This is a genomic window from Burkholderia guangdongensis (genome assembly GCF_013403875.1).
Lineage (GTDB): Bacteria > Pseudomonadota > Gammaproteobacteria > Burkholderiales > Burkholderiaceae > Burkholderia > Burkholderia guangdongensis.
Genome location: NZ_JACBNX010000028.1, coordinates 29,813 through 56,053, shown reverse-complemented (window position 1 = coordinate 56,053; position 26,241 = coordinate 29,813). Strand labels below are relative to the sequence as shown.

Here is a 26,241-nt window from a genome sequence, read left to right as displayed (position 1 = left end):
GGGCCGCTCAGAAGTGGTAGGTTGCCGTGGCCAGCACGTAGTCGCGGTCGGCGAGCGGACGCGTGACCGGGTTCGGCGAGCCGAGGAACTTCGCGTAGACGAGCGACAGCGACAGGTTCGACAGGCGCGTGAACGTGACGCCCGCGGTCACCCGGTGATCGCCCTGGCCCGTCAGCGAGCCGAGCGAGCCGGCGAGCGGCGACGTGCCGGACAGGTCGTGCGTGTAGGTGAGCGGCACGTCGAGATCCCAGCCGTTGAACACGTTCTTGTAGCTGAGCGTCCACGCGAGCTCGAGCGCGAGCGCGTTGCGCGAGTTCGCCAGCGTCGTCGAGCCCAGCGCATCCGAAATGCCGCCTGCGTGCACGTACGAGATTTCGCCGACCAGCGATTGCGATGCCGCGAGCGGCGTCGGCCCGATCGAGTAGATGCCGGACAGGTTCACCTGCGTGACGTTCGCGCGCGTCGCCGCGGCGCCGGTCGGCGTGTTGACGAGCACCGCCGCGCCCTGCCGGTACGACGCTTCGCCCGCGACGTTGACGGGGCCGATCTGCGTCGAGAAGCTCGCGCCGGTCAGCTTGATGTTGCTGAAATAGGTTTCCTGGTACTGGAGCGTCGGATAGAACGACGTGACGACGCTCGGGTTCATGTCGTTGTAGTGCAGGTAGTACAGGCCGAGCTCGGTGTCGCCGAGCACGCGCCAGCGCGCGCCGATACCCCACTGGTTGTTCGAGTTCGGCTTCTCGTCGGGGCCGCGCGGAATCTGCAGCCCGCCCGGCCCGATGATGTACTGCGCGCCGGGGCCGACGACGTCCGAATAGCTCCAGTACGAGCCGGGCGCGGTCAGCTTGTTCTGCTCGAACGCGAACTGGTAGTACGCGAGCAGGCTCAGCGTCGGCGTGATCTGCCATTGCGTCGAGATCTGCGGCACCGGCAGCAGGATGTCCTTCACCTCGGCGCCGGCGACGTACGACTTCGTCGCGTCGGCGGGGCCCTGAGCGCCCGCGATGTTCGGGAAGAACAGGCTCTCGCCCCACGCGACCACCTGATCGCCGACCTTCACGTTCAGGTTCGTCGCGCCGATCTGGAACGTGTTGTACGCATACGCGGCGAGCAGCGTCGTGTGGCCGCCCGACCAGTAGCGCGCGTCGCTCGTGAAGTCGTTGTACTGGCCGGTGTGGTTGACCGTGAACGGCGAGTCGTTGTAGTTCGAATGGTGGTACGCCTGATCGTAGAACGTGTCGGCGCGCACGAACACGCCCCAGGTGTCGTGCTTCAGGTTGACTTCGCCGAGCACGTCGACCTGGTTCTCGATCAGCTTGTTCTTCGCGAAATTGCGGTCGCCGTCGTCGCCGTTGATGTTCGCGGGCGCGAGCAGCGCGCCGCTCGGCGCGCGCGTGCGCATCCCGAGGCCGTAGCTGAGCGCGACCGAGTAGTCGAGTGTCGTGTCGGCGCCCAGATCGATCGTGTCGCCCGCGTGTGCGGCGGGCGCGCACGATAGCAGCGCGGCGGCAAGCGTCGATAGCGTGGCGGCTGCACGCTTGTCGGTACGGCGCGAATTCCGTTGATGCATGGTGTCTCCTCTGGGGTTATCGACGACGGTCGACTCGTTGTGGTGTCTCGATGGCAGAGTAGGGAGATCGCGGTAGACGGGAATCGTCAAAATGAACTAGAGGACTTCCCTAGGCCGCCCGGTTAACGAGACACAGGCGGTGACACAGCCGGCGACGCTGGCGTCGCCGCCGCCTGCGCGGCCGCGAGAAACGCCGGCCGCTCGCCGCCGCCGTCGAGCCGCAGATTCGTGCCCGATGCGTACGCGGCGTCCGGCGATGCGAGGAACAGGCAGGCGGACGCGATGTCGTCCGGCGTCGCGAGCCGGCCGGCCGGAATCGTGTCGCAGATCGCGGCGAGCGCGTCGGCGTCGCCGTAATGGCCATCGGCGGCCGATTCGGTGAGCACGAGGCTCGGGCTCACCGCGCACACGCGCACGCGCGGCGCCCACTCGACCGCGAGCGACGTGACCGCGTTCACGAGGCCCGCCTTCGCGGCGCCGTACGCGGCCGTGCCCGGCGACGGCCGCGACGCGCTGACGCTCGCGATGAACAGCATCACGCCGCCGCCCGGCTGCCGTTGCATGATCGCGTTCACGCGCTGCGCCATCTGCAGCGGCGCGATCAGGTTCAGCCGCACGATCGATTCGGTGAAGCGCGGCGACGCGTCGGCCGCGAGCGCGAACGGCGAGCCGCCCGCGTTGTTGACGAGCACGTCCAGCCCGCCCGCCGCGTCGCGCACGGTCGCGAGCAGCGCGTCGACCTGCTCGATGTCGCGCAGGTCGGCCGCGACGAACGTCGCGCGCCGGCCGTCCGCTTCGGGCGGTGCGTCGGGCGCGCCGCGCCCGCAGACGAACACGCGCGCGCCCGCCGCGAGAAACCGCTCGGCGATGCGCCGCCCGATGCCCTTCGTGCCGCCAGTGACGAGCACGGTCTTGCCGCTGTAGTCGAATCCGCTCATGGTTCTCTTCCGATCAAGTCCAGCCGATGATAGGAAGATCGCCGCGCAATTTCGTAGTCTGAAAGGATGATGCCGGGCCGCGCGCGGGCGGCAATCATCGCGGTACGCATTCCAGCGGACTGAAGCGGACTGAAGCGAACTCAAGAGGACTTCAGCGGACTTCAGCGAACGACGAAGGAGACAATCAGCGATGACCACCCCAACGGCAGTGCCGAGCGGCACGTTCACGGACGTGCCCGGCGGCTTGCGGCTCCATCACTTCGAAGCGGGCACGGGCCGGCCCGTGGTGTTCATTCACGGCAGCGGCCCCGGCGCGAGCGGTTTCAGCAACTTCAAGCACAACTATCCGCAGTTCGCGGCGGCGGGCCATCGCGCGATCGTCGTCGACCTGCCGGGGTACGGGCAGTCGTCGAAGCCGTCCGACGTCGCGTATACGCTCGATTTCTTCGTCAATGCGCTGCACGGGCAGCTCGAGGCGCTCGGCATCGGCCCGGCGGTGCTGCTCGGCAACTCGCTCGGCGGCGCGATCGCGCTGAAATACGCGCTCGATCACCCGGAAGGCGTCGACGGCCTGATCATGATGGCGCCGGGCGGCGTCGAGGATCGGGAAACGTACTTCCGGATGGAAGGCATTCAGCGGATGGTGCAGCTGTTCACCAATCGCCAGATGAATCGCGACACGATGCGCGAGCTGCTGACGCTGCTCGTGTACGACCCGGCGGTCGTGACGGACGCGCTCGTCGACGAGCGGATGAAGGTCTGCGTGGAGCAGCCGACCGAGGTGCTGTCGACGATGAGCGTGCCGAACCTGACCGACGCGCTCGGCGAGCTGCGCTGCCCGGTGCTCGGCTTCTGGGGCACGGACGACCGCTTCAACCCGGTCGGCGGCGCGATGACGTTCCTCGAGCGCTGCCGCGACGCGCGCTTCACGCTGATGAACCGGTGCGGCCACTGGGTGATGGTCGAGCACCGCGACTACTTCAATCGGGAATGCCTCGATTTCCTTGCGACGCTGAATGCGCGATAACACGCGCTTCGACCCTTCTGACACTGTGGTGGACACGATGAGCCTCATCGAACAACTGTTTGACATGCGCGGCAAGGTGGCCGCGATCACCGGAGCGGCACGCGGCATCGGCGCGGAGACCGCACGTACGCTGGCGGCCGCGGGCGCGGCCGTGGCGATTCTCGACGTGCTGGCGGAGGAGGGCGAGGCGCTGGCCGGAGCGATCCGCGCGGAGGGCGGGCAGGCGACCTTCTGGCGGCTCGACGTGACGCACGAGGCGGACGTCGCACGCGTGTTCGGCGAGATCGTCGGCCGCTTCGGGCGGCTCGACGTGCTCGTGAACAACGCGGGCATCGAAGGCGACAACATCCCGACCCACGAAATCTCGCTCGAGCGGTGGAAGCGCGTGCAGGACGTGAACGTGAACGGCGTGTTCCTGTGCACGCGCGCGGCGATTGCCCACATCGACGCGGCGGGCGGCGGGTCGATCGTGAACCTGTCGTCGATGTACGGCATCGTCGGTGGGCCGGACGTGCCGGCGTATCACGCGTCGAAGGCCGCGGTGCGGATGATGGCGAAGGTCGACGCGATGCTGTATGCGGCGAAGAACATCCGCGCGAACTCGGTGCATCCGGGCTACGTGCGCACGCCGATGCTCGAGGAATCGTTCACGCGGATGGGACAGGATCCGGATCAGGTGTTCGCGTATCTGCAGACGGGCGTGCCGCTCGGCAAGATCGGCAGCCCGCGCGATATCGCGGCCGGGATTCTGTATCTGGTGTCGCCGGCGGGGCGTTACGTGACGGGCGCGGAGCTCGTGATCGACGGCGGGTATACAGCACGCTGATACGGCGCGCGGATGCGGCGCCAACGGGTGGCGGAATAGGAGACAGGCAGTTGAAAGTGCTAGTGGCGGTCAAGCGGGTGGTCGATTACAACGTGAAGGTTCGCGTGAAGTCGGATCAGACGGGCGTCGACATCGCGAACGTGAAGATGTCGATGAATCCGTTCGACGAAATCGCGGTGGAAGAGGCGGTGCGGTTGAAGGAAGCGGGCGTTGCGACGGAAGTGGTCGTGGTGTCGGTCGGCGTCGCGCAGGCGCAGGAAACGCTGCGCACCGCGCTGGCGATCGGCGCGGATCGGGCGATTCTGGTCGAGGCGAACGACGGCGTCGAGCCGCTCGGCGTCGCGAAGGTGCTGAAGGCGCTGGTGGAAAAGGAGCGCCCGTCGCTGGTGATTCTCGGCAAGCAGGCGATCGACGACGATTCGAACCAGACCGGCCAGATGCTGGCCGCGCTGGCTGGGCTGCCGCAGGCGACGTTCGCGGCGAAGGTCGGCGTCGAAGGCGACAACGCAATCGTCGCGCGCGAAGTGGACGGCGGCACGGAAACGCTGTCGCTGAAGCTGCCGGCCGTCGTGACGACGGACCTGCGCTTGAACGAGCCGCGCTACGTGACGCTGCCGAACATCATGAAGGCGAAGAAGAAGCCGCTGGAGACGGTGAAGCCGGAAGCGCTGGGTGTCGATTTGACGTCGCGTCTGAAGACGCTGAAGGTGACCGAGCCGCCGAAGCGCGCGGCGGGCGTGAAGGTGCCGGACGTGAAGACGCTGATCGAGAAGCTGAAGACCGAAGCCAAGGTGCTGTGAGGGAGAGGAAAGAGATGACGATTCTGGTCATTGCGGAACACGACGGTGCTTCGGTCAAGGCGGCGACGCTGAATACGGTGGCGGCGGCGGTTGAGGTGGGTCAATTCGCCGGCGGCGACGTTCATGTGCTGGTGGCGGGGCATAACGCGCAGGGCGCGGCGGAGGCGGCGGCGAAGATCTCGGGCGTGAGCAAGGTGCTGCTGGCCGACGCGCCGCAGCTGGCCGATGGCCTCGCGGAAAACGTCGAAGCAACGGTGCTGACGCTTGTGCAAGACCCGGCCAAGAACTACACGCACATCCTGGCGCCGGCGACGGCGTCGGGCAAGAACGTCGCGCCGCGTATCGCCGCGAAGCTCGACGTCGCACAGATCTCGGACATCACGGCGGTCGATTCGGCCGACACGTTCGAGCGCCCGATCTATGCGGGTAACGCGATCGCGACGGTGCAATCGACGGACCCGATCAAGATGATCACGGTGCGTTCGACGGGCTTCGACGCGGTAGCAGCCGTTGGCGGCAGCGCAGCGGTCGAGAAGATCGACGCGGCGGCGGATGCCGGCGTGTCGCAGTTCGTGAGCCGCGAAGTGACGAAGCTGGACCGTCCGGAGCTGACGAGCGCGAAGATCATCGTGTCGGGCGGCCGTGGCCTGGGCAACGGCGAAAACTACACGAAGGTGCTGGAGCCGCTGGCGGACAAGCTTGGCGCGGCGCTGGGCGCATCGCGTGCGGCGGTCGATGCGGGCTTCGTGCCGAACGACTACCAGGTCGGCCAGACGGGCAAGATCGTCGCGCCGCAGCTGTACATCGCGGTCGGCATCTCGGGTGCGATCCAGCATCTGGCCGGGATGAAGGATTCGAAGGTGATCGTCGCGATCAACAAGGATCCCGAAGCGCCGATCTTCAGCGTGGCCGACTACGGCCTCGTCGGCGATCTGTTCACGCTCGTGCCCGAAGCGGTCGCGGCCCTGAGCTGACGTCGCCCGATGTCGCTCTTCGAATTCAACGGCATCCGCCCGCGCGTCGACGCCACCGCGTACGTCCATCCGAGCGCGGTCGTGATCGGCGACGTGACGATCGGCCCGCGCTGCTACATCGGCCCGCATGCGAGCCTGCGCGGCGATTTCGGCGCGATCGTCGTCGGCGAGGGCAGCAACGTGCAGGACGGCTGCGTGCTGCACGTGGGCATCCGCGAGACCTGCCGGCTCGGCACGAACAGCCACGTCGGCCACGGCGCGATCGTGCACGGCGCGACGCTCGAGCCCGACACGATGATCGGCATGAACGCGGTCGTGATGGATGGCGCGACGATCGGCGCGACGACGATCGTCGCGGCCTGCGCGTTCGTGAAGGCCGGCCTCGACGTGCCGCCCGGCGTGCTGCTCGCCGGCGTGCCGGGCCGCGTCGTGCGGCGCCTCTCCGATGCCGAGATCGACGCGAAAGCCGCCGGCACGCGCATCTATCAGCGGCTCGCCGAGGATTGCCTGCGCACGATGAAGCGGCTCGACGGCTGAGCGCGCCGCGCCGGCGCTTGCGCGTTGCGCAAGGCCGCAGGCGCGTCAGTCAGGCGCTTGCGCGTCAGTCGGGCGCTCGCGCGCCGCGCCGGTAATGGCTCGGCGCATGCCCGGTCCAGCGCCGGAACGCGCGGCGAAACGCCTCCTCGCTGCCGAGCCCGAGATGCGCGGCGACGCGCGCGATCGTCCAGTCGGTCTCGCGCAGGCATCGCTCGGCCGCGTCGCGCAGGCAGCGTTCGCGCAGCGCCTGGTAGCCGACGCCGTCGGCCGCGAGCCGCCGGCGCAGCGTCGGCTCGCTGACGCCGAACCCCGCGGCCAGTTCCGGCAACGCCGGCAGCACGTGCTCGCGCGCGAGCGCCGCGTCGAGAATGCCGCGCACCTGCTGCGCCCACGACACGACGCGCGGCGGCGCGTCGATCAGACGAAACGGAAAATCCACGAGGAACGCATCGAGCTCCGCCGGCTGCCGGACGACGCGGCGCGCGAGCAGCGTTGCGTCGAACGCGAAGCCGTAGGCCGGCGCGCCCACCGCGACCGGCGCGTTAAACACGCCGAGCAGCGGCACCGCGTCGTCGCGGCTCGGATGGCCGAGCCACACTTCATCGGGACGCAGCGGCTGCCCGATCAGCCAGCCGAACAGCTGTAGGTAGCAGAACAGGCCCGTCAGGTCGACGAGGCACGCGGCTGAGCTGCGCACGCGGCGCAGCGAGTCCATCTCGAAGGCCGCGCGCGCGTCGCGGACCGTCAGCGTCAGCGCGCCCGCGCGCGGATTCAGCATCTCGCAGAAATCGGCTGCGCAGCGGATCGCGTCGGCGAGCGTGTGGCTGCTCAGCAGGCAGCGGCACATCAGGTCGACCTCGCGCTTGCGCATCGGCGGATGGCCGTCGCCGCGCGCGACCTGGGCTTCGAGGCGCTCGATCGCATCCCGGTACAGCGCGATGAAATCGCCGGACGACGGGCCGGCCGCGTCGCCGTGCGCGGGCGGCTGCGCGCGGGGATCGTGGCCGTCGCGCGGCACGGCGGCGCCGCTGCGCTTCAGTTCGTCGAGCAGGCGCGCATCCAGCCCGGGCAGTGGGCGCGCGCGACGTGGCGGAGAGCCGGTTTTCATTGGAGTCCTGTTTTGATTGCCGCGATAGTGGTCGCTGATCGCGCCGGTAGGGGTCCGCCGCGCGAGCGCACCGGACAATTCTACCCACGTCTTTTGCGCATCGCCTCGCCCGACCGGCGCAGGGGCCCAGCCACGTATCCGAACGGACGAACTTCGAATGATCCAGATTCTCGATGAAATCACGCTTGCTCCGGAGCGCATTCCGGACGTGCTGGCGCTGCTGCGCGACCAGTATCTGCCGAGCCATGCGGCGCGCGGGCTGACGTTGCTCGGCCGCTGGGTGTCGCCGCCCGTCGCGATTCCCGGGCAACCGAACGTGCTGTGGCTGTCGTGGCAAGTGCCGGACGCGCCCGCGTACTACCGGATGCGCGCGACCGCCGACGCCGGCGTGTTCGGCTTCTGGGCCGCGGTCGATGCGATCTGCGAGTCGCGGCGCCGGCACGTGATGACCGACGCGGATGTGCCGCTGCCGTCGCCGCTTTCGGCCCCGGAGGTCGATCATGCGGCATGAAACCGCTCAGGTGTTCGTTCACGAACGCGCCGCCGCCGGCGACATCGCCCGCGCGCTGCAGGCGCACGCGCAGGCGCTGCCCGGCGTGCGCCGCGCCGAGGTCGGCTGCAATCTCGAAGGGAGCTGGGGCGCGGGCGATTGCACGCTCGACCTGCTCGTCGACGACGGCGCGCCGGCGTGCGCCGCCGCTGTTGCCGGGCTTGCGGAGCTGCCGGGCATCGCGCGCATCGATCACGCGAGCTGCGCCGCCATCGACGGCGGGCTGCGCGAGCCGGGGCTGCGCGACGGCGTCTGGCGCACGCTGATGTTCCGCGTGCGCGCGCAGGCGAGCGACGCGCAGGTCGCCGCGCTCGAGCGGGAACTGCTGCAGATGCCCGCGTACATGCGCGGCATCCGCAACTGGCGACTGAGCCGCGTGACGTCGCCGGGCCCATGGACGCACGTGTGGCAGCAGGAGTTCGCGCAGGTTGGCGACCTGCTCGGCGAATACCTGATGCATCCGTTTCACTGGGGCTGGGTCGACCGCCGGTTCGACGTCGAATGCCCGGACTGGACGGTGGAGGCGATCTCGCACGCGTTCTGTCCGCTCGCATCGAGCCTGCTGACCGAAGCGGCCGGCTGACGCCGCGCCCGGGGCTTTTGCGTGAAGGCCTCCGTTGCCAAGGGGTTTGACGATAGCCGGAGGTTGTAAGCAAGCACGGCCGCCGGAGGTCCGGGCGCGAAGGTCAAACCGTCGAGCAAGGCCGTCGGAGGTCCGGGCGCGGAGGTTAAACCGTCGAGCACGGCCGTCGGAGGTCCGGACGCGGAGGTCAAATCGTCGGGCCCGGCCGTCGGAGGTCCGGACGTGGAGGTCAAACCATCGGGCCCGGCCGTCGGAGGTCCGGCGCGTGGAGGTCAAACCGTCGAGCGCGGCCGTCGGAGGTCCGGGCGCGGAGGTCAAACCGTCGTGCACGGCGCTCGGAGGTCCGGGCGCGGAGGTCAAACCGTCGTGCACTCGGCCGTCGAAGGTCCGGGCGCGGAGGTCGAACCGCCGGGCACGACCGTCGAAGGTCCGGGCGCGGCGGTCAAACCGTCGTGCTCGGCGCTCGGAGGTCCGGGCGAGGAGATCAAACCGCCGTGCACGGTGCTCGAAGGTCCGGGCGCAGCGGTAGAACAGTCAGGCACGGCGCTCGGAGGCCCTGGCGCGGAGGTCAAACCGTCGGGCACGGCCGTCGGAGGCCCGGGCGCAGAGGTCAAACCGCCGAGCGCGGCGCTCGGAGGTCCGCGCGTGGTTAAACCGTCGCGTGCGAGGGTCGGAGGTCTGCCACCACCGGCCACCCTGAAACCCTTTGTCCGGCGCGGAGCTTCAAGCGGAAGCCCTGACGCCGCACCCCGAACACAAGACATAAGACACAAGACAGGAGACAGCAAAATGCGAGCGATCGCGATAGACCGCGTCGGATCGTCCGACGAAATGAAAATGACCGACCTGCCGACGCCGGTTCCCGGGCCGGGCGAAGTGCTGATCCGCGTCGCGTACGCGGGCGTGAACCCGGCCGACTGGAAATGCCGCGAAGGCTACCTCGGCGCGTTCATCCAGTACGCGTTTCCGTTCGTGATCGGCTTCGACGCGTCGGGCGTCGTCGCGGCGACCGGCGACGGCGTCGACGATCTGCCGCCCGGCACGCGCGTGTTCGCGCAGACCGACGTCGGTGCGGGCAAATGGGGTTCGTATGCGGAATACGTCGCGGTGCGCCGCGATTCGGTCGTGCGCGTGCCGGACGGGCTGAGCCTGGCGGAAGCGGCCGCCACGCCGACCCCTGCGCTCGCCGCGTGGGCCGGCGTGTTCGACGACGGCGACCTGCGGCCCGGCCAGACGCTGCTCGTGCACGGCGGCGCCGGCGCGGTCGGCACGTTCGCGATCCAGTTCGCGAAGCAGGCCGGCGCGACGGTGGCCGCGACCTGCAGCGCGGCGAACCGCGCGTACGTCGAATCGCTCGGCTGCGACCTGAGCATCGATTACCGCGCAGTGAATGTGCACAAAGCGGTGCACAAAGCGGTGCACGAAGCGGTGCGCGCGTGGGCGCCGCGCGGCGTCGATCTCGTGCTCGACGCGGTCGGCAACGGCACGCTGCCCGACGCGCTCGATCTGCTCGCGCCCGGCGGCACGCTCGTCAACATCATGACGCTCGTCGCGGCGGATGCGCCGCGGGTGGCCGCGGCCGCCGAAGCGGCGGCGCGGCGCGGGCTGCGCACCGCGATGACGTTCAGCCGGATGCCGAGCGGCGCATGCCTCGAAAAGATCGCCGCGCGCTTCGAGGTGCAGCCGGAAGCGCAGTCAAAAGCGCGGCCACTGCGCGCGCCGCGCATCGAAACCCTGCCTTTCGAGCAAGCCGCCCGCGCGCTGGACCTCGTTCAGTCGGGTGATGCGAAAGCGAAGCTCGTGCTGCACATTGCGGATCTCGACCGCTGATCCGTCACATCGAATAAACGGAAAGGAGACGACATGACCGACACCCGAACCCCCACGCTCGCCGGCAAATCGCTTACCGGCAAATGCGCGCTCGTGACCGGCGCGAGCCGCGGCATCGGCCGCGCGATCGCGCAGCGCCTCGCGTCCGAAGGCGCAACCGTCGTGGTCGCCGCGCGCAGCCTCGCGCATGCGGCGGGCGCGTCAAACACGCTTGCCGAGACGGTCGCGCTGATCGAGCAGGCGGGCGGCCGCGCGATTCCGCTCGCGGCCGACCTGTCCGTCGCCGCCGAGCGCGATGCGCTCGTCGCGCGTGCCGCCGACGCGGCCGGCGGCCTCGACATCCTGATCAACAACGCGGGCGTGGCCGACTACGACCGTGTCGAGACGATGCCGATCGACATGTTCGAGCGCACGCTCGATCACTACCTGCGGATTCCGTTCGCGCTGTCGCAGGCGGCCATTCCGCTGATGCGCGCGCGCGGCGCGGGCTGGATCGTGAACGTCGGCTCGGTCACCGCGCTGCCGCCGCTGCGGCCGTTCGACGATTTCTCGCGGGCCGGCGGCGCGACCGTCTATGCGGCGGTGAAGGCCGCGCTGTCGCGTTTCACGCAGGGGCTCGCGGCCGAGCTCGAAGCGGACGGGATCGCGGTGAACCTGGTCGCGCCGAGCACCGCGATCCGCACGCCGGGCGCGGCGCGCTACATCCCGGAAGGCTATCCGACCGAGGACGTCGCGTATCTGGCCGAGACCGCGCTCGCGCTGTGCCAGCTGCCCGCGCGCGAGCGCACCGGCGTGATCGCGCACAGCCTGCACTTTCCGCTGGCGAACGAGATCGCGGTGCGCTCGCTCGACGGCCGCGACGCGTTGCCGCCGCCGGTCGTGCCGGCTTACGCGCATCCATCCATCAACCCGACCGGAATTTGACCGATGACTGAAGCGATTCGTTTTGAAGGCGGCACGGCCGTCATTACCGGCGCGGCCAGCGGGATCGGCAGCGGTCTCGCGCGCCATGCGGCGTCGCTCGGCATGCGCGTCGTGCTGGCCGACGTCGATCCGGCGAAGCTCGACGCGTTCGCCGCGACGCTCGACGCCGACGTGCTGTGCGTGCCGACCGACGTGAGCCGCCCGGAGGCCGTCGACGCGCTCGCCGAGGCCGCCTGGCGGCGCTTCGGCGGCGTCGACCTGCTGTTCAACAACGCGGGCGTGATGGCGACCGGCTTCACGTGGGAGATTTCGCCGGAACGCTTCGAGCGCAGTTTCGCGATCAACGTGCATGGCGTGCTGAACGGGATCCGCAGCTTCGTGCCGCGCATGCTCGCGCGCAACGTGCCGGCGCACGTCGTCAATACCGCGTCGGTCGGCGGCTTCCTGCCGAGCCCGTTGATGTCGCCGTATTCGGCGACGAAGTTCGCGGTCGTCGCGCTGACCGAATCGCTGTACGGCGAGCTGAAGATGCTCGGCGCACCGGTCGGCGTGTCGCTGCTTGCGCCGGGGCCGGTGAAGAGCGCGATCTTCGACGATCCGTTCGGCGATGCGGGCAAGCGCCAGGAGGTGCGCGCGTTCGTCGACACGATGCGCACGATGCTGACCGCGCACGGGCTTACGCCGGACCAGTTCGCCGAGCGCGTGTTCGACGGCGTTCGCGAGCGGCGCTACTGGATCGTGCCGCAGCCGGAGACGATCGACGGGGCGTTGCAGCGTCGCACCGAGGATATTCTCGCGGAGCGCGATCCGACGCTGCCGGCGTTCTGATCCTGACGAAGTGAAACGCCCGCGCGCCGGAAGGCGGGCGGGCGTTACTTTTTGGTGCGCCGGCGCGATGCCGCGCCGGCGCCGATACGCTTCAGCCGCCGATCGCCTTCACGACGTACTGGCTCGTCGGCACGACGTCGATCTTGTCGAAATCGATGAAGCGCGCGCAGCTGTCCATCATCTGTGCGACGTTGCGCTGGAACTTCTCGTCATCACCGACCGCGTCGAAGAACGCGTGCGGATCAGTCATCGCGGCGGCCGGGAAGCATTCCTCGACGATCGCGTCGTAGCCCGGCGCCGCATGAGTGAGCGCGCGCACGACGACATTCTGCACGTACAGGAAATTGTCCTGCGTATCGATCGCGATTCGCGTGTGATGGTGATGCCAGACGTCGAGCCACGCGTCGTGCGTGAGGCGCGGCGGCCGCTTCAGGAACGCGAACTGCGAAAAGCCGCTCGTGCGCTCGCCCGGCTTCGCCGGAAAGCGCGTATTGCGGATCGGCTGCGATTCGGTCACCAGATACGCGGCCATGTGCGGCACGACCGCGCGCACCGCGTCGTCGAACGGCTGGCGGAACATCGTGTTCGCGCTGTCGATCCAGACGGCCGCGATGCCTTCGATGCCCGGATGCGTGTTGGTCTGCCGCAGCGCGGCCGCGGGCTCGACGTCGGCATCCGCGACGTTGATCTGCACGCCGTGCGCGCCGAGCGACAGCAGTTTATCCGCGAGCTGCGCGCGCAGCGTGCGGCTCCATTGATCGGCGGGCGTCTGCGCGTCGCGCCACAGCACGTAGATGATTTTTTCCATTGCAACGGCTCCAGGTGAGATTTAACGGGATTCGGGATCGGCGGCCGCGAAGCGGTTCGCGGTCAGCGAGAACGACGGCGGGATCGGCGACGTCACGCTTTCGAACAGCCGCTCGTGGCGTGTCGCGCTGATGCGCCACGCGCCGTCCTGCTTCACGTAGTCGTCGTGGTAGAACGCGGTGCCGTGCACCAGATAGTTGTCGTCGAGATTGATCGCGTGATCCTCGAGAAACCAGACGCCGCGCGCGCGATCCGCCGCGATCAGCGACAGCTCCGGATGATGGCCGTGATGCATCGTGAGGAACGTCGGCTTGCCGATCAGCGCGCGCAGGTTGTCGACGAACGCGTCGCGGCCGTCGTACGCGTAACGGCCGCCGTACAGCCGCGCGGTGCAGTCTTCCGTCAGGCATTGCGCGAGCAGCGCCCAGTCGTGCGTGTCGACCGCGCGGAAGTAGCGGTATTTCAGCTGACGGATCTGCTCGAATTCGTACAGTGTCCGGGTGGTGTCGTCCATCGGTGCGCGTCGTGGTGGTGTCGACCGATGGTAGGAACGAACGCGGCCGCGTCACATCGTCCGTTCGGACGAACGCGGCCGGCGCGCGGGCTTCGTCCGAACGGGTGATGGCCGCCCGCCGGCGCGCGGGTACCTTGATGTCGACGCATCGCACTTCGCGTGCGTCCCGATCAAGGAGACCGCATGACGTCCGTCGAACGACTGGAAACGCGGCTGCGCAGGCTCGAGGACGCCGACGCGATCCGCAGCCTGAAGGCGCGCTATTTCACGAGCTGCGATCGCAAGGATCCGCAGGGCATGCGCGACTGCTTCGCGCCCGGCGCGGTGCGAATCGACTACGGCCGGATCGGCGTGTTCGAGCATCGCGATCAGCTCGTCGACGTGTTCGAGCGGCTCGGCTGCCATCCGCACGTCGTCGAGATGCATCACGGCGTGAACCCGGACATCGTCGTGCTCGACGACACCCACGCGCGCGGCACGTGGGGCCTGCACTACCAGATGATCGACACGAACGCGCACACGATCACGCAGCTCGGCGCGTACTACGACGACGAATACGTGAAGCTCGACGGCGCGTGGAAGATCGCGGCAACGCGCTGCGTCGTCACGTCGACGCTGTCCGTGCGCTATACGGGCGAAACGCCGGCCGTGCTGTTCGCGGGTGCGCAGCCGCCGGCCGTGCCGGCCTGACGGGCCGCGCGCTCGTGTCCTGACGCACGCTCACGCTTTCACGCTGCATCGAACAGGAGACATCGAACATGACTCAGCAAACCGACCGCGTCGTCGCGGTCGTGACGGGCGCGTCGCGCGGCGCGGGCAAAGGCATCGCGCGCGCGCTCGGGATGGCCGGCGCGACCGTCTACGTGACCGGGCGCTCGCAGCATGAAGGCGACGCGCCGCTGCCCGGCACGATCCACGAGACCGCGCGCGAGATCGACGCGCTCGGCGGCCGCGGCATCGCGGTGCCGTGCGACCACGCGGACGACGCGCAGGTGAAGGCGCTGTTCGAGCGCGTCGAGCGGGAAAGCGGCCGGCTCGACATCCTCGTGAACAACGCGACGTTTCTGCACGATCAGCTCGTTCTGCCCGGCCCGTTCTGGGAGAAGTCGCTCGATCTCGTGAACATCCTCGATGTCGGCCTGCGTTCCGCGTACGTCGCGAGCTGGCATGCGGCACCGCTGATGACGAAGCGCGGCGGCGGGCTGATCGCGTTCACGTCGTCGTTCGGCGCGAGCTGCTACATGCACGGCGCCGCGTACGGCGCGCAGAAGGCCGGCGTCGACAAGTTCGCGAAGGACATGGCCGTCGACCTGAAGCCGTTCGACGTCGCGGCCGTGTCGATCTGGATGGGGCCGCTGCGCACCGAGCGCACGACGCGCGTGTGGGAGGAGCACCCGGATCTGTACAAGGAGTTCGCGCTCGTCGCCGAAACCCCCGAATTCACGGGCCGCGTGATCGATGCGATCTACCGCGATCCGGAGCGGATGGCGCTGTCCGGGCAGGTGCTCGTCGGCGCGGAGGCGGCGCTGAAGTACGGGCTCGCCGATCTCGACGGCAAGCAGCCGCCGTCGTATCGCGAGCTGCTCGGCGGGCCCGTGCAGGCGCATCCGGCGATCGTCGCATAAGGGGGCGCGCATGGGGGCGCTGGACAGCAAGGTCGCGCTCGTCACCGGCGCGGGGCAGGGCGTCGGCCAGGGCGTCGCGTACGCGCTCGCGGGCGAAGGCGCGTCGGTCGCGGTCGTCGGCCGCACGCGCGACAAGCTGCTCGCGACCTGCGACGAGATTCGCCGGCGCGGCGGCGTCGCCGAGCCGTTCGTCTGCGACGTGATGGATGCCACGCAGATCGTGCGCTGCGTCGACGAAGTCGTCGCGCGCTTCGGCGGCGTGCAGATCCTGATCAACAACGCGCAGGTCGTGCCACTCGGCCGCCTGCTCGACGTGACGGACGACGATTTTCTCGCGGGGCTCGAATCCGGCCCGATCGCGACGCTGCGGATGATGCGCGCGTGCCATCCGCATCTGAAAGGCGACGGCACGATCGTGAATTTCGCGTCGTCGGCCGCGGTGCGCTGGGATGCGTCCGGCTACGGCGCGTACGCGGCGACGAAGGAGGCGATTCGCGCGCTGACGCGCGCGGCCGCGTGCGAATGGGGCGTGGACGGCATCCGCGTGAACGCGGTCGCGCCGCATGCGCTGTCGCCGGGCCTGAAAGGCTGGGTCGACGCGAATCCGGACGAAGCGGCCGCGTTTTTCCGGACGATTCCGCTCGGACGCGTCGGCGATTGCGAGCACGACATCGGCCGCGCGATCGTGTTTCTCGCGAGCCGGGACGCCGCGTACCTGACCGGTGCGACGCTGCCGCTCGACGGTGGACAGGCTTATTGGGGATGAGGCCGGCGGCGCAGGCCGCGCGGCGATCAACGCGTCCGGCGGCGCGCGCGAAACGCGCGCTGCGCGCCGGCCAATCGAAAGGTAAGGAAAGGGGAAGGACATGGCTCGACTGGAAGGAAAGGTAGCGATCGTCACCGGCGGCGCGCGTGGAATGGGTGAAGCGACGTGCCGGCTGTTCGTCGAAGAAGGTGCGCGCGTCGTGATCGCCGACGTGCTCGACGCGGAAGGCGAGGCGCTCGCGCGCGAGCTCGGCGACGCCGCGCGCTTCATGCACCTCGACGTGGCCGACGAAGAGAACTGGGCGCGCGTCGCCGCGGCGACGACCGAACAGTTCGGCCGCGTCGACGTGCTCGTGAACAACGCGGCGGTGCTCGTGTTCGGCGGGATCACCGAGGTGTCGAAGCGCGACTTCGAGCGCGCGGTGTCGATCAACCTGGTCGGCACGTTCGTCGGCATCCGCACGATCGCGCCGCTGATGGTCGCGCAAAAGAGCGGGTCGATCGTCAACATCTCGTCGGTGGACGGGCTGCGCGGCGTCAACGCGCTCGCCGCGTACGTATCGAGCAAATGGGGCGTGCGCGGGCTCACGAAGGTCGCGGCGCTCGAGCTCGGGCATCAGGGCGTGCGCGTCAATTCGGTTCATCCGGGCGGCGTGAACACGGTGATGTCGAACCCGACCGGCGCGCCGCTCGACGAAGTCAACAAGCATTACACGAACGTGCCGCTACAGCGCGTCGGCCTGCCCGACGAAATCGCGCGCGCGACGCTGTTCCTCGCGAGCGACGACGCGTCGTACTGCAATGGCGCGGAGCTGTCGGTCGATGGCGGTATGGCGGCGGGGTCGTACTATCCGGGGTTGCCGGGGGCGCCGTTCTGAGCGATCGAGCGTACGTCATGCGCCGGCTCGACGTGTTCGGCAACGAAACCGTCCGGCTGGCGCGCGATCCTGTTTGACGCGTTGCACGGGGCTCACGTCTCGTGGTTGATCAGAACGCACTCGATCCCCGGTGCATCGGCGGCCCGCTCGATCGCGGCTTCGAGTTGCGTGAGGCCGAAGATGACCGGCCGCAGCGCGCCGACATCCAGCGCGCCCGCGCCGGCCAGCGCAAGCAATCGCCTGTACGCATCGCGCGGATACATGAATTGGCCGAGGATTTCCCAGCCGTTCAGCATGAGTTCGGTGTACGGAACGGGGAGATCGACGGCCATGCTGCCCATGAGGACGAGCCGCCCCCCGCGCGCGAGGCTGCGCAGTGCCGCGAGCGTCATGTTCGGATCGTGTGCGTTGCCGACCATGTCGAATGCGAGATCGATAGGACTACGTGCAGCGTCGCGAATGGTTTGCACGTCCGCCACGATTTCGCCGGTGACGACGGCCGGGACGATCCGGCCGCCGCCGTATTCCGCAAGCACTTGCAGGGCCTGCACGTTTCGGCCGATCGCGACGACCCGGCTCGCGCCCAGCGCCAGTGCCAGCAGTGCGGCCGCGCTGCCGTATGCGCCCGTTGCGCCGGACACGGCGACCGTTTCACCGACGGCAAGCCGGCCACGCAACAGTCCGCCGAAAGGCACGACGAATCGCGCCAGCAGGGCGAGTTGAGCGGCGTCGAGCCCGGCGGCGGCATCGGCCGGCGTCAGTGTCGACGCAGGCAGCAATGCGTATTCGGCCAGTGTGCCGTCCGGCCAGTCGGATTGCATCGCATGATCCGCGGCGCCAGCCGCTGTGATGCCGATCAGCATCTGCGCGGGATCCCTGACGTTCTCGCCTGCGACGAAGTGCGACGAAATCACGACGCGTTGCCCCGGCTGCAGGTGCCACACGTCTTTCCCGATCGCATGCACGATGCCGACACCGTTGCCGCCCGGAATGAATGGCCGATCGGGCGCATGGTAGACCGGCAACTCGCCGGCGACGTACTGGCGCATATACGACATGACGGCCGACGTCTGCATCCTGACGACGACGCTGCCGGGCCGCGGCTCGGGCGTCGGTACGTCCACGAGTTTGAGCTCGCCGCCGAGGCGAGTGAGTTTCCAGGCTTTCATGGTCGGTACCTCATTCGAAGGAAATCTGCAGTTTTCCGATTCCGCGATCGCGATACTGGCCGGCGATCGCGTCGGGCAGCCGCTCGAATCCTCGAACCGTGCGGCAGTGCGATCGAATCAGCCCCATACGCAGCAACCGCGACAGTTCGTCTTCAGCACGTAGCCGTTCGTGATAGAAACTGTCGACCGTCCAGGCGCCGCTCTTGATGTGGCGCTCGCGCAGCACGCGCTCGACGGTTGCGTTGATGCCGAAGATTTCGCGGATCGTTGGCTTGCGCGACGGCGCGTCACCGATGTCCGCCGCATACGACGCGGCGGCGGAACCGTATGAAAAGAGCCGGGCGTGGCGGTTCATGTGCGGCACCACGCGCTCGGTCAACGCGCCGCCGACACCGTCGGAGAACACATCGATGCCTTCGGGGAAGGCCGCGCGCAACGCGTCGTCGAAGTCATCCGCGGTGTAGTCGACGCACGCATCGATGCCCAGATGTTCCCGCACCCATCGGCACCGGTCCGGGCCGCCCGCGAAGCCCACCACGCGGGATCCGGCCGCCTTCGCGATCTGCGCGACGATCGAACCGACTGAGCCCGTCGAAGCGGCCACCGCCACCGAATCGCGCGGCATCAACGGCCCCTGCTCCCGCATGCCGAACCATGCGGTCATGCCGGACGTGCCGAAGATCTCCATCAGCACTTCCGGCGACCACATCCGCACGAGCGCCGGACGAAAAACATAGGTCCACGGGGATCGCGTGCGGTTCAATGCCTTCACCAGTTCGTCCGGCTCGCCGAATCCGACCGGCAGATCGCTGCTCCGTACGATCTGGTATTCCTGCCAGCCCGCCTGACACGCGATCACGTCGCCGACCGCGAATGCCGGATCTCGCGAGCGGACGACTTCCGCGCAAGCGTAATTGTTCGGGTCGGTGGCGCCTTCCGGAATGAGGCCGCGCGCGATACGCATGCGCGTCGCGGCGTGAACGTTGATGAGCTTGATGCGCACGAGCGCTTCGCCGTCCTGCGGCTGCGGCATCGACACGATGCGCTGCTCGAAGTGCTGCTCGCGCAATTCGTGCTGGGCAAGACCGCCTTTGACGACCCATTGGCGAAAGTGCTCGGGTAGTGCCGGGTGCTCGCTTGCGATTTCTGTCGGCATGGGCATGACTGACTTCCGTTGGAGAAAATCGGCCGCGTGCGTGGATGCGGCGGCGTCGACAGGATCTTCCCGCACGGCGCTGGAACTTTCTATAATCAATCAGCCATAAATTCTTATCGATCGTACGAGAATGGACGCGTTATCCGATGTCTTGTCGTTGCTGAAGGTGCGCAGCGGACTGTCGTCCCGATTCGAGGGCGAGGGCGCGTGGGCGTTCCGGTTTCCCGCGTATCAGCACATGAAGTTCGGCACCGTGCTTCGGGGGCGGCTTTATCTGCGGATGGCGGACGATGCGGAGCTCCGCGTGATCGAGGAAGGGGATGTCTATCTGCTGACGAACGGGCGGCCGTTCTGTTCGGCAAGCGTGCCCGGGTGCGAGCCGCTCGACGGTCCGGCGACCTACCGGTCGATTCGCGGCGCGGACGGGGTCGTGAGATTTCGCGGGCCCGGCGAGGTCGCGCCCGTCAGCCTCGCGAGCGGACGCTTCATCTTCGAAGGCGACGCGACGAGCACGCTGCTCAGGCATCTGCCTGCGCTGATTCATCTGCGTGCCGCCGACGTTGCCGCGCATGCGCTTTCTCATGTGCTCGCGTTGCTGAAGCTCGAGGCGGGGGATCCGGCGCCGGGCTCGGACGTGGTGAAGACGAGCCTCGCGACGCTGGTCCTTGTGCAAGCGCTGCGCGCGTATATTGCCGGCGGCGAGCTCGTCGATGGCTGGCTGAGCGCGTTATCGGATGTCAGGATAGGGGCGGCGCTGTCGATGATGCATGGCGCACCCGAACAGCGCTGGACGATTGAATCGCTGGCGTCGAGCGTGGGGATGTCACGTACGGCGTTTGCGTCGCGGTTTCGCAGAATGGTGGGCAGCGCGCCGCTCGAATACCTGTATCAATGGCGCATGACGATTGCGACGACGGCGCTCAAGGAGTCCGACGAGCCGCTGATATCGATTGCCGAACGCATCGGATACTTGTCGGACACGGCGTTCAGCATCGCATTCAAGCGCGCGACGGGCGTCAGCCCGGGGCGCTATCGTATGGAGCGGCGGCGCTGACAGCCCAGTGCGCGCCGCTTCTTCCATTTGGGGTAATATATCGTCTCAAATGGAGTGGGAGAGGATCATGGCACGCCGGGAAATCACGGAGGCATCGACCAGTCATACGAAAGCCGGTCGCGCGGTGACGGCGAAGCGAGCCATCGGCGCCGAGCCGGTATCGGGGCGGAAGAAGCCGAAGATGCAGAAAGCGCCTTTCGACGTGCTGGACTTTCGCAAGGCCTACCACTCGTCGAGCGCCGATCGTATCCAGGTCATCAAGGCCGGGGTTTTGGCAAAAAAGGTGTATGCGCTTGCGAGCGTGCTGAAGATCAGCCAGGACGTGATGATCAAGCGTCTCGGATTGTCGTCGTCTACCGTCAGCCGGAAGGCGCAAGCGGACGATACGCTGACCACGGATCAAAGCGAGCGCGTGCTCGGCTTGTCGAAGCTGATCGGCCTGGTGCAGACCATCGTCGACGAGTCGGGCGATCCCGATGCGGCGAAGGGCTTCGACGCGGCGGTATGGCTCGAGGAATGGCTCTCGCAACCGAATCCGGCGCTCGGCGGCATGCTGCCGTCCACGTACCTCGACACACATGAGGGGCAGGAGATTCTGCGCGCGCTGATCATGCAGATGCAGAGCGGGGCGTATGCATGACGGTTCATCTGTGGCGCATTGCCGCACTGACACCGGCTTACCGGGCCGAAGACATGTCTGGTGGCGGAGCCAAGACGACGGGCGGGCGATGGAATGCCAAGGGCGTCGCCGTGCTCTACACGTCGGAGAATCGCTCGCTCGCTTGTCTGGAAACGTTGGTTCACGTGGTCGGCGGAGGCTTGCCGCTGAACCGGATTCTCGTTCGTATCGACGTGCCGGATGACGTTTGGCGCGCAGCGATTCACTTCGATCCGGATGATCCGAAGAACGTCGGCTGGGATGTGGAGCCGGCCGGCATGACCAGCATCGACGCCGGAACGGACTGGGCGAATGGTGCGGCGAGTGCGCTTCTGGTCGTGCCGTCCGTCGTCGTTCCAGAGGAAATGAACGTGCTCATCAATCCGGCGCACCCGGATGTCGCGAAAATCAAGGCGACCAAGATCCGAAAATGGACGTACGACGCCCGCGCGAAGCGATAGGGCATCCGTCTTCCGCGCGTTGATATCGACCGCGAAAGACGGATGCCCGTATTCATTGCATGCCGCAATGCGCGACGACCTCATCGACCGCGCGCTGCACGTCGCCGCGCCGATAGCGGAGCAGCGCGAGATCGGCCGGGTCCGGTTCGTACGACACGACGTTGCCGCGCCCCGTATAGATCGCGATATCCGGCAGCAGCGGATGTTCCTGGTCGAGCGCGGGCACCGGCTGCGGATTGCCGGCCGCGCGGAAGAACGCCGCGAAATAGTCGGCGAAGCTCAGATTCTCGTCGCCGACCAGATACGCGCGGCCGGACTCGCCGCGCTGCAGCGCGCCCCAGATCGCTTCCGACAGCGATTGCGTCGAGATGAAGTTGCTGCCGCCCGCCGGCCCGTAGACCGGCAGGCCGCCGAGCTTGCCCTGCGCATAGCCGGTATACGCGGCGAACATCTCGTTCTTCAGCCCCGGCACGGAACCGACGACGAACGGCGCATTCACGCTGCAAACGGAGAACGACGGCGTCGCAAGCGCGCGCACGCGTTCGTCCGCGAGATGGCGCGAGCGAACGTACGGAATCGTGTCGACGAGTTGCGGCGCGACCTGCGGATAGAAGCTGCCGACGAGCACGGCCCGCTTCACGCCCGCGTCGCGCGCGAGCGCGAAGAAGCGCGGCACGGCCTCGACGTTCGCGCGCTCCCAGTGCGTGGCTTCGTCGGTGCCGGGCGGCAGATGGCGGATGTCGTTGCCGGCCGCGAACACGACCGCGTCGAAGCGCGCGAGATCGTCGCGCGTGAAATCGCCGGCGACGTAGTCGCGCTGCAGCACGTCGAACTGCGCGAGCGCGCTGCCGGGCGCGGGCGGCTTGCGCGCCGCGATCGTGACCGCGTTGCCCTGCGCGCGCAGATGCAGCGCGGCGTGGCCGCCGATCAGGCCGGTGCCGCCGATGACGAGAATGTTCATGATGGTGTCTCCGTGGACGGTTCGCAGACGGTTCGCAGACCGTGCGAAAGAAAGTCCGAATGAAAGTCCGAATGAAAGTCCGGCGCGCGGCCGATCAGAAGTTGAAGCCGTTGCCGGTCACGACCGGCATGTTGGTCCAGAAGCCTTTCGGGTCGCGATACCAGCCGGCGGCCGCGAGCGCGCCGCCGTCGACGTGCAGCGTCGTGCCGGTGACCCACGCGGCGAGCGGGCTCGCGAGAAAGAGCGCCGCGCCCGCGATGTCGCCCGCTTCGCCAAAGCGGCCGAGCGGAATCCAGCGCGGGATGTGGGCGTGGTGCTCGGCCGCGACCATCGCGCTCACCGGCACCTGCGGCGTCTCGGTCGTTTCGGGCGCGATCTGGTTCACGCGGATGCCGGCCGGCCCGAGCTCGAGCGCGAGGCTCTTCGTGAAGCCGGATAGCGCGGCCTTGAACGATGCATACACCGTGCAGTTCGGAATCGCGCGAAACCCTTCGATCGACGACACGCTGACGATGCTGCCGCCCGCGCCGCGACGCCGCAGCAGCGGCAGCATCGCGCGCGTGACGACGAATACCTGCCGCAGATTCACGTCGAACAGGCGCGCGATGTCGTCGTCGGTGTAGTCGTCGAACGGCTTCGCGATCTGCAGGAAGTCGCCGACGTTGTTGACGAGCACGTCGAGCCCGCCGAAGCGCGCGTCGATCGTGCGCGCGAGCGCGGCGACCTGGTCGCCGCGCGTCACGTCCGCGATTTCGACGAGCGAATCGACGCCCGCCGCCTCCAGCGCTTGCCGCACCTGCTGAGCGCGCCCGGCGTCGATCTCCGCGACGACGACGCGCGCGCCCGCCGCGCCGAACGCCTCCGCGCATGCGCGGCCGATGCCCGCTCCGCCGCCGGTGACGAGCACGGTCTTGCCGGTCAGTGAAATCATCGATGCTCTCCTTCGTGGACTTCGTGGAAAAGGTGCCGCGTCACAGCGACGCCACGAGCTGCGCGTTGTCGACCCGCAGCTCCGCGCCGTTCACGAAGCGCGATTCGTCCGATGCGAGGAACAGCACGAGATTCGCGACATCCTGCGCGTCGCACATGCGCGCCATCGGATCGTTGCCGATGCCGAGCGCGACCGGATCGAGGTCGGGCATCAGCGCCTGCGTCATCGGCGTCCAGATCCCGTCCGGGTGGATCGAGTTGCAGCGGATCCGGTAGCCGCTGCGCTTGCAGTGCACCGCGACGTTGCGCGCGAGCGCGGTCACCGCGCCCTTCGAGCCGGTGTACGCGCACATCATCGGCAGCCCGCCGAGCGCCGCGACCGACGACATCATCACGATCGAGCTCGGCGTCGTGTTGTGCTTCATCGCGTCGATCGCGTACTTGCAGCCGAGGAAGTAGCCGTCCGCGTTCGTGCGCATCACGCGCCGCCACGTGTCGAGGCTCGTCTCCTCGATCGAGCCGACCGGGCAGATCGCCGCGTTGTTGACGAGCACGTCGAGCTGGCCGAAACGCTCGAGCGTTGCCGCGATCGCGTGCCGCCAGCCGTCCTCGTCGGCGATGTCGTGGCGCACGAACAGCGCCGCGTCGCCGATCTCGCGCGCGAGCGCGCGGCCGGCATCCTCGTTGACGTCGGTGAGCACGACGCGCGCGCCTTCGGCGGCGAGCAGCAGCGCGTCCGCGCGGCCGACGCCGCTCGCCGCGCCGGTGATCAGCGCGACCTTGTTTGCGACTCGATTCATGATCTTGGAGGTTCCTTGCGGTTGAGCGAAGTGGGGAGCGGGCCGTTCATGCCGGGTCCGGCGCGCGGCCGGCCTTCACGGCGTCGAGCGCGGCGGCGCCGAAGATCTGCGCGATCGTGTCGTCGAAGCGGGGATTCGTGCGCAGTTCGTGCCCGCCGTCGACCGCGAAGCTCTGGCCGGTGACCCAGCCCGATTCCGGCCCGGCGAGATAGCGCACCGCGTGCGCGATGTATTCGGGCTCGCCGAGCGTGCCGAGCGGCACCTGCTCGTAGAAGCCGTCGAGCATCGCCGCGTTGTCGAACATCGGCCCGGTCGCTTCCGAGCGCGTGAGGCCGGGGCGCACCGCGTTCACGCGGATCTTCGCGCCGGCCAGCTCCTCGGCCGCCGCGCGAACCAGCGCCTCGAGCGCGGCCTTCGACGTGCAGTACCCGGACAGCCAGCGGAAATTGATCCGCGCGGCCGTCGACGAGATGCAGACGATCGCGCCACCGCCGCTTTTCGCGAGCAGCGGCGCCGCGTGACGGATCGCGACGAACGTGCTCGTCACGTTCAGGTCGAGGTCCGCGCGGAAGCTGTCCGCGTCGTGCATCAGCAGCGGGCGGAACGCGGCGCCGCCGACCGTCGGCACGACGATGTCGAGCCGATCGTTCAGCGACCACGCGAGATCCAGCGCGCGCTGCACGTCGGCCGCGTCGCAGGCGTCGCCGGCATCGATCTCGACGCGGCCGCCCGGCACCGCGTCGGTCAGCCGCCGTTGCGCGCATTCGAGCGCGTCGCGGCGGCGGCCGGTCAGCACGACCGTCGCACCGTCGGCGAGCAGCGCGTGCGCGCACGCCGCGCCGATGCCGCCGGAGCCGCCGGTCACGAGCGCGGTCTGGCCTTCGAGGGGGAGCGAGGCGCGCATCGGTCAGCCCTCCAGCGGCAGGTCTTGCGTCCAGTCGACGTGCAGCGTGCGCGATGCGAAGCGCCATGCGCCATCGTCGAGCACGCAGCGGTCGCGGTAGCGCACGCCCCAGTCGAGCTTGCGCTTCACGCCGTCGCGCGCGTACACGTGGCACGCGACGCAGTACGTCTCGACCGCTGCCTCGTCGCCGTCGAGCGTGACGAGCTGGTTGTGCACGTGATGCTGCGTGACGTCGTAGCGCTCGATCGCGCCCATGCCGGCGACGATCGCGTCGCGGCCGTCGAGCGTGAAGCCGGGGCCGATCAACTGCGCATCGACGGTGAAGAGCGCGGCGAGCTGCCGCCAGTCGCGCCGGTCGACGGCCTGCGCATAGCGGCACGCAAGCTCGTACAGCGCGTGACGGGGATTGGGGTCGGTCATGCGGTGCTCCCGTGAAAGGACGGAGAAAGCCGGCCGTGCCGCAGGCCGGGCGCGGCGGCGGTGTGATGCGCAGCGTCGCATCGGGGCGGCGGAATCTCATCGTCCGTATGAAGCAGATGCAGGCTCGGGAGAGTGCCGGGCGGGCGTGCACGGCGCGGGCGTCGTGCGGTGCAGCAACGCAGTCGCGGCGCCGGCCGCACGCGCGTGTGCAGATGCGTCGGGCGTGGTCGCGCGGTGCAGCGTGCCGGGTGCGTGAATCGATCGTCGGCGATGCTGCGATGCGTCACGCGAACGGGCCGCCGATCCGCGTTTGCCCCTAGTCGAAATGGACGATGGCCGGCGCGCGGCGCGCCGCTAACGTGCAGTTACCGGGCGTGACCGCCGACCGCGCCGGGCATGCAATCGCGGATGCGGCGGATCAGAGGGGACAACCATGAGACTGACGAACCGCAAGCTGAGCATGTTGGTGGCAGGCACGCTCGCGGCCATTGCCGTCGCGCGCTATGCGAGCGCCGACGCAATCCCGACGTTTTACGCGCAAGGCACCGTGCAATGCCGTTCGATCGACGCGAACGGGCAGCCGTCCGGCTGTGTGCCGATCGATCCGGTCCATTTCGGTTTCGCCGCGCTGCGTAGCATGTGAC

General features: G+C 68.5%; 30 protein-coding genes. 18 read left to right on the top strand and 12 right to left on the bottom strand.

Translation table 11 applies throughout. The features are described from left to right. Positions 1-7: 7 nt before the first annotated feature. Positions 8-1,570, bottom strand: coding sequence for a DUF1302 domain-containing protein (locus HZI36_RS23580; RefSeq protein ID WP_179405090.1), 1,563 nt, complete (start codon positions 1,568-1,570; stop codon positions 8-10). A 122-nt stretch (positions 1,571-1,692) separates the two neighbouring features. Beyond that, complete coding sequence (locus HZI36_RS23575; protein WP_179405089.1) at positions 1,693-2,508, bottom strand: SDR family oxidoreductase; 816 nt, start codon at positions 2,506-2,508, stop codon at positions 1,693-1,695. A gap of 190 nt (positions 2,509-2,698) precedes the next feature. Here HZI36_RS23575 and HZI36_RS23570 point away from each other — a divergent pair, with 190 nt between their 5' ends. From HZI36_RS23570 to HZI36_RS23550, 5 genes are read left to right on the top strand one after another with little or no spacing between them, the layout of a single operon-like run. Beyond that, entirely contained in the window at positions 2,699-3,535 is an 837-nt protein-coding gene (locus tag HZI36_RS23570) for an alpha/beta fold hydrolase (RefSeq protein WP_179405088.1), read from the top strand. A gap of 37 nt (positions 3,536-3,572) precedes the next feature. Next, on the top strand, positions 3,573-4,361 hold the full coding sequence (locus HZI36_RS23565; protein WP_179405087.1) for an SDR family NAD(P)-dependent oxidoreductase: 789 nt from the start codon (positions 3,573-3,575) through the stop codon (positions 4,359-4,361). Between the two features lie 50 nt (positions 4,362-4,411). Next, positions 4,412-5,161 carry an electron transfer flavoprotein subunit beta/FixA family protein gene (locus HZI36_RS23560; protein WP_179405086.1) on the top strand — a complete coding sequence of 250 codons (750 nt, stop codon included), beginning with the start codon at positions 4,412-4,414 and terminating at the stop codon, positions 5,159-5,161. Between the two features lie 14 nt (positions 5,162-5,175). Next, positions 5,176-6,135 carry an electron transfer flavoprotein subunit alpha/FixB family protein gene (locus tag HZI36_RS23555; RefSeq protein ID WP_179405085.1) on the top strand — a complete coding sequence of 320 codons (960 nt, stop codon included), beginning with the start codon at positions 5,176-5,178 and terminating at the stop codon, positions 6,133-6,135. A 9-nt stretch (positions 6,136-6,144) separates the two neighbouring features. Then, a complete protein-coding gene (locus HZI36_RS23550; protein WP_179405084.1) occupies positions 6,145-6,672 on the top strand; it encodes an acyltransferase in 528 nt (175 codons plus the stop codon). Positions 6,673-6,736: 64 nt separating this feature from the next. On the opposite strand, the gene HZI36_RS23545 is transcribed toward HZI36_RS23550, so the two are convergent. Beyond that, complete coding sequence (locus tag HZI36_RS23545) at positions 6,737-7,780, bottom strand: helix-turn-helix domain-containing protein (RefSeq protein ID WP_179405083.1); 1,044 nt, start codon at positions 7,778-7,780, stop codon at positions 6,737-6,739. A gap of 157 nt (positions 7,781-7,937) precedes the next feature. Here HZI36_RS23545 and HZI36_RS23540 point away from each other — a divergent pair, with 157 nt between their 5' ends. From HZI36_RS23540 to HZI36_RS23520, 5 genes are all read left to right on the top strand, one after another. After that, positions 7,938-8,291: a hypothetical protein gene (locus tag HZI36_RS23540; RefSeq protein WP_179405082.1), complete on the top strand. Its 354-nt coding sequence runs from the start codon at positions 7,938-7,940 to the stop codon at positions 8,289-8,291. Further along, a complete protein-coding gene (locus HZI36_RS23535) occupies positions 8,281-8,913 on the top strand; it encodes a Dabb family protein (protein ID WP_179405081.1) in 633 nt (210 codons plus the stop codon). The genes HZI36_RS23540 and HZI36_RS23535 overlap by 11 nt, the downstream gene beginning before the upstream one ends. 789 nt (positions 8,914-9,702) lie before the next feature. Beyond that, positions 9,703-10,743, top strand: coding sequence for an NADP-dependent oxidoreductase (locus HZI36_RS23530; RefSeq protein ID WP_179405080.1), 1,041 nt, complete (start codon positions 9,703-9,705; stop codon positions 10,741-10,743). A gap of 33 nt (positions 10,744-10,776) precedes the next feature. Beyond that, the gene (locus tag HZI36_RS23525) at positions 10,777-11,667 is read left to right on the top strand and encodes an SDR family NAD(P)-dependent oxidoreductase (RefSeq protein WP_179405079.1); all 891 of its coding nucleotides are present in this window, start codon (positions 10,777-10,779) and stop codon (positions 11,665-11,667) included. Between the two features lie 3 nt (positions 11,668-11,670). Beyond that, on the top strand, positions 11,671-12,495 hold the full coding sequence (locus HZI36_RS23520) for an SDR family NAD(P)-dependent oxidoreductase (RefSeq protein WP_179405078.1): 825 nt from the start codon (positions 11,671-11,673) through the stop codon (positions 12,493-12,495). A 91-nt stretch (positions 12,496-12,586) separates the two neighbouring features. On the opposite strand, the gene HZI36_RS23515 is transcribed toward HZI36_RS23520, so the two are convergent. Beyond that, the gene (locus tag HZI36_RS23515; protein ID WP_179405077.1) at positions 12,587-13,303 is read right to left on the bottom strand and encodes an EthD domain-containing protein; all 717 of its coding nucleotides are present in this window, start codon (positions 13,301-13,303) and stop codon (positions 12,587-12,589) included. Between the two features lie 21 nt (positions 13,304-13,324). After that, positions 13,325-13,816, bottom strand: coding sequence for a nuclear transport factor 2 family protein (locus tag HZI36_RS23510; RefSeq protein ID WP_179405076.1), 492 nt, complete (start codon positions 13,814-13,816; stop codon positions 13,325-13,327). 183 nt (positions 13,817-13,999) lie between these two features. Between HZI36_RS23510 and HZI36_RS23505 the strand changes: the two genes are divergently transcribed. The 4 genes from HZI36_RS23505 to HZI36_RS23490 all read left to right on the top strand — a co-directional run bounded on the left by HZI36_RS23505 (position 14,000) and on the right by HZI36_RS23490 (position 17,084). Continuing rightward, on the top strand, positions 14,000-14,506 hold the full coding sequence (locus HZI36_RS23505; RefSeq protein WP_179405075.1) for a nuclear transport factor 2 family protein: 507 nt from the start codon (positions 14,000-14,002) through the stop codon (positions 14,504-14,506). Positions 14,507-14,574: 68 nt separating this feature from the next. Continuing rightward, positions 14,575-15,441 (top strand): SDR family NAD(P)-dependent oxidoreductase, encoded by an 867-nt coding sequence (locus tag HZI36_RS23500; protein WP_179405074.1) that lies wholly within the window; start codon positions 14,575-14,577, stop codon positions 15,439-15,441. 10 nt (positions 15,442-15,451) lie between these two features. Then, positions 15,452-16,207 carry an SDR family NAD(P)-dependent oxidoreductase gene (locus tag HZI36_RS23495; RefSeq protein ID WP_179405073.1) on the top strand — a complete coding sequence of 252 codons (756 nt, stop codon included), beginning with the start codon at positions 15,452-15,454 and terminating at the stop codon, positions 16,205-16,207. 100 nt (positions 16,208-16,307) lie between these two features. Next, positions 16,308-17,084 carry a glucose 1-dehydrogenase gene (locus HZI36_RS23490; RefSeq protein WP_179405072.1) on the top strand — a complete coding sequence of 259 codons (777 nt, stop codon included), beginning with the start codon at positions 16,308-16,310 and terminating at the stop codon, positions 17,082-17,084. A gap of 92 nt (positions 17,085-17,176) precedes the next feature. Here the strand turns inward: HZI36_RS23490 and HZI36_RS23485 are convergent, their stop codons facing one another. Both HZI36_RS23485 and HZI36_RS23480 read right to left on the bottom strand, forming a co-directional pair. Further along, positions 17,177-18,253, bottom strand: a complete 1,077-nt coding sequence (locus tag HZI36_RS23485; RefSeq protein ID WP_179405071.1) for a zinc-binding dehydrogenase — start codon at positions 18,251-18,253, stop codon at positions 17,177-17,179. A 10-nt stretch (positions 18,254-18,263) separates the two neighbouring features. Continuing rightward, entirely contained in the window at positions 18,264-19,415 is a 1,152-nt protein-coding gene (locus tag HZI36_RS23480; protein WP_179405070.1) for an MDR family NADP-dependent oxidoreductase, read from the bottom strand. A 124-nt stretch (positions 19,416-19,539) separates the two neighbouring features. On the opposite strand from HZI36_RS23480, the gene HZI36_RS23475 reads away from it, so the two are divergent. From HZI36_RS23475 to HZI36_RS23465, 3 genes are read left to right on the top strand one after another with little or no spacing between them, the layout of a single operon-like run. After that, entirely contained in the window at positions 19,540-20,463 is a 924-nt protein-coding gene (locus tag HZI36_RS23475) for an AraC family transcriptional regulator (RefSeq protein ID WP_179405069.1), read from the top strand. 7 nt (positions 20,464-20,470) lie between these two features. Then, positions 20,471-21,103: an antitoxin Xre-like helix-turn-helix domain-containing protein gene (locus HZI36_RS27390; protein WP_179405068.1), complete on the top strand. Its 633-nt coding sequence runs from the start codon at positions 20,471-20,473 to the stop codon at positions 21,101-21,103. Further along, positions 21,100-21,582: an RES family NAD+ phosphorylase gene (locus HZI36_RS23465; protein ID WP_179405067.1), complete on the top strand. Its 483-nt coding sequence runs from the start codon at positions 21,100-21,102 to the stop codon at positions 21,580-21,582. The genes HZI36_RS27390 and HZI36_RS23465 overlap by 4 nt, the downstream gene beginning before the upstream one ends. A gap of 52 nt (positions 21,583-21,634) precedes the next feature. Here HZI36_RS23465 and HZI36_RS23460 read toward each other — a convergent pair whose 3' ends face one another. The 5 genes from HZI36_RS23460 to HZI36_RS23440 form a co-directional block, all read right to left on the bottom strand. Next, positions 21,635-22,543 (bottom strand): NAD-dependent epimerase/dehydratase family protein, encoded by a 909-nt coding sequence (locus HZI36_RS23460; protein WP_179405066.1) that lies wholly within the window; start codon positions 22,541-22,543, stop codon positions 21,635-21,637. A gap of 94 nt (positions 22,544-22,637) precedes the next feature. Continuing rightward, the gene (locus HZI36_RS23455) at positions 22,638-23,474 is read right to left on the bottom strand and encodes an SDR family NAD(P)-dependent oxidoreductase (RefSeq protein WP_179405065.1); all 837 of its coding nucleotides are present in this window, start codon (positions 23,472-23,474) and stop codon (positions 22,638-22,640) included. A 40-nt stretch (positions 23,475-23,514) separates the two neighbouring features. Then, positions 23,515-24,273, bottom strand: coding sequence for an SDR family oxidoreductase (locus HZI36_RS23450; RefSeq protein WP_179405064.1), 759 nt, complete (start codon positions 24,271-24,273; stop codon positions 23,515-23,517). A 46-nt stretch (positions 24,274-24,319) separates the two neighbouring features. Further along, positions 24,320-25,177 carry an SDR family NAD(P)-dependent oxidoreductase gene (locus HZI36_RS23445; RefSeq protein WP_179405063.1) on the bottom strand — a complete coding sequence of 286 codons (858 nt, stop codon included), beginning with the start codon at positions 25,175-25,177 and terminating at the stop codon, positions 24,320-24,322. A gap of 3 nt (positions 25,178-25,180) precedes the next feature. Then, positions 25,181-25,597, bottom strand: coding sequence for a nuclear transport factor 2 family protein (locus HZI36_RS23440; RefSeq protein WP_179405062.1), 417 nt, complete (start codon positions 25,595-25,597; stop codon positions 25,181-25,183). A gap of 433 nt (positions 25,598-26,030) precedes the next feature. Between HZI36_RS23440 and HZI36_RS23435 the strand changes: the two genes are divergently transcribed. After that, positions 26,031-26,240: a hypothetical protein gene (locus tag HZI36_RS23435; RefSeq protein WP_179405061.1), complete on the top strand. Its 210-nt coding sequence runs from the start codon at positions 26,031-26,033 to the stop codon at positions 26,238-26,240. Position 26,241 lies beyond the last annotated feature (1 nt).

Excerpts from the sequence above, each read along its gene's own strand:
- HZI36_RS23580 (WP_179405090.1), bottom strand. The coding sequence starts at position 1,570 with ATGCATCAACGGAATTCGCGCCGTACCGACAAGCGTGCAGCCGCCACG.
- HZI36_RS23575 (WP_179405089.1), bottom strand. The coding sequence starts at position 2,508 with ATGAGCGGATTCGACTACAGCGGCAAGACCGTGCTCGTCACTGGCGGC.
- HZI36_RS23570 (WP_179405088.1), top strand. The coding sequence starts at position 2,699 with ATGACCACCCCAACGGCAGTGCCGAGCGGCACGTTCACGGACGTGCCC.
- HZI36_RS23565 (WP_179405087.1), top strand. The coding sequence starts at position 3,573 with ATGAGCCTCATCGAACAACTGTTTGACATGCGCGGCAAGGTGGCCGCG.
- HZI36_RS23555 (WP_179405085.1), top strand. The coding sequence starts at position 5,176 with ATGACGATTCTGGTCATTGCGGAACACGACGGTGCTTCGGTCAAGGCG.
- HZI36_RS23550 (WP_179405084.1), top strand. The coding sequence starts at position 6,145 with ATGTCGCTCTTCGAATTCAACGGCATCCGCCCGCGCGTCGACGCCACC.
- HZI36_RS23545 (WP_179405083.1), bottom strand. The coding sequence starts at position 7,780 with ATGAAAACCGGCTCTCCGCCACGTCGCGCGCGCCCACTGCCCGGGCTG.
- HZI36_RS23540 (WP_179405082.1), top strand. The coding sequence starts at position 7,938 with ATGATCCAGATTCTCGATGAAATCACGCTTGCTCCGGAGCGCATTCCG.
- HZI36_RS23535 (WP_179405081.1), top strand. The coding sequence starts at position 8,281 with ATGCGGCATGAAACCGCTCAGGTGTTCGTTCACGAACGCGCCGCCGCC.
- HZI36_RS23530 (WP_179405080.1), top strand. The coding sequence starts at position 9,703 with ATGCGAGCGATCGCGATAGACCGCGTCGGATCGTCCGACGAAATGAAA.
- HZI36_RS23525 (WP_179405079.1), top strand. The coding sequence starts at position 10,777 with ATGACCGACACCCGAACCCCCACGCTCGCCGGCAAATCGCTTACCGGC.
- HZI36_RS23520 (WP_179405078.1), top strand. The coding sequence starts at position 11,671 with ATGACTGAAGCGATTCGTTTTGAAGGCGGCACGGCCGTCATTACCGGC.
- HZI36_RS23515 (WP_179405077.1), bottom strand. The coding sequence starts at position 13,303 with ATGGAAAAAATCATCTACGTGCTGTGGCGCGACGCGCAGACGCCCGCC.
- HZI36_RS23510 (WP_179405076.1), bottom strand. The coding sequence starts at position 13,816 with ATGGACGACACCACCCGGACACTGTACGAATTCGAGCAGATCCGTCAG.
- HZI36_RS23505 (WP_179405075.1), top strand. The coding sequence starts at position 14,000 with ATGACGTCCGTCGAACGACTGGAAACGCGGCTGCGCAGGCTCGAGGAC.
- HZI36_RS23500 (WP_179405074.1), top strand. The coding sequence starts at position 14,575 with ATGACTCAGCAAACCGACCGCGTCGTCGCGGTCGTGACGGGCGCGTCG.
- HZI36_RS23495 (WP_179405073.1), top strand. The coding sequence starts at position 15,452 with ATGGGGGCGCTGGACAGCAAGGTCGCGCTCGTCACCGGCGCGGGGCAG.
- HZI36_RS23490 (WP_179405072.1), top strand. The coding sequence starts at position 16,308 with ATGGCTCGACTGGAAGGAAAGGTAGCGATCGTCACCGGCGGCGCGCGT.
- HZI36_RS23485 (WP_179405071.1), bottom strand. The coding sequence starts at position 18,253 with ATGAAAGCCTGGAAACTCACTCGCCTCGGCGGCGAGCTCAAACTCGTG.
- HZI36_RS23480 (WP_179405070.1), bottom strand. The coding sequence starts at position 19,415 with ATGCCCATGCCGACAGAAATCGCAAGCGAGCACCCGGCACTACCCGAG.
- HZI36_RS23475 (WP_179405069.1), top strand. The coding sequence starts at position 19,540 with ATGGACGCGTTATCCGATGTCTTGTCGTTGCTGAAGGTGCGCAGCGGA.
- HZI36_RS23465 (WP_179405067.1), top strand. The coding sequence starts at position 21,100 with ATGACGGTTCATCTGTGGCGCATTGCCGCACTGACACCGGCTTACCGG.
- HZI36_RS23460 (WP_179405066.1), bottom strand. The coding sequence starts at position 22,543 with ATGAACATTCTCGTCATCGGCGGCACCGGCCTGATCGGCGGCCACGCC.
- HZI36_RS23455 (WP_179405065.1), bottom strand. The coding sequence starts at position 23,474 with ATGATTTCACTGACCGGCAAGACCGTGCTCGTCACCGGCGGCGGAGCG.
- HZI36_RS23450 (WP_179405064.1), bottom strand. The coding sequence starts at position 24,273 with ATGAATCGAGTCGCAAACAAGGTCGCGCTGATCACCGGCGCGGCGAGC.
- HZI36_RS23445 (WP_179405063.1), bottom strand. The coding sequence starts at position 25,177 with ATGCGCGCCTCGCTCCCCCTCGAAGGCCAGACCGCGCTCGTGACCGGC.
- HZI36_RS23440 (WP_179405062.1), bottom strand. The coding sequence starts at position 25,597 with ATGACCGACCCCAATCCCCGTCACGCGCTGTACGAGCTTGCGTGCCGC.
- HZI36_RS23435 (WP_179405061.1), top strand. The coding sequence starts at position 26,031 with ATGAGACTGACGAACCGCAAGCTGAGCATGTTGGTGGCAGGCACGCTC.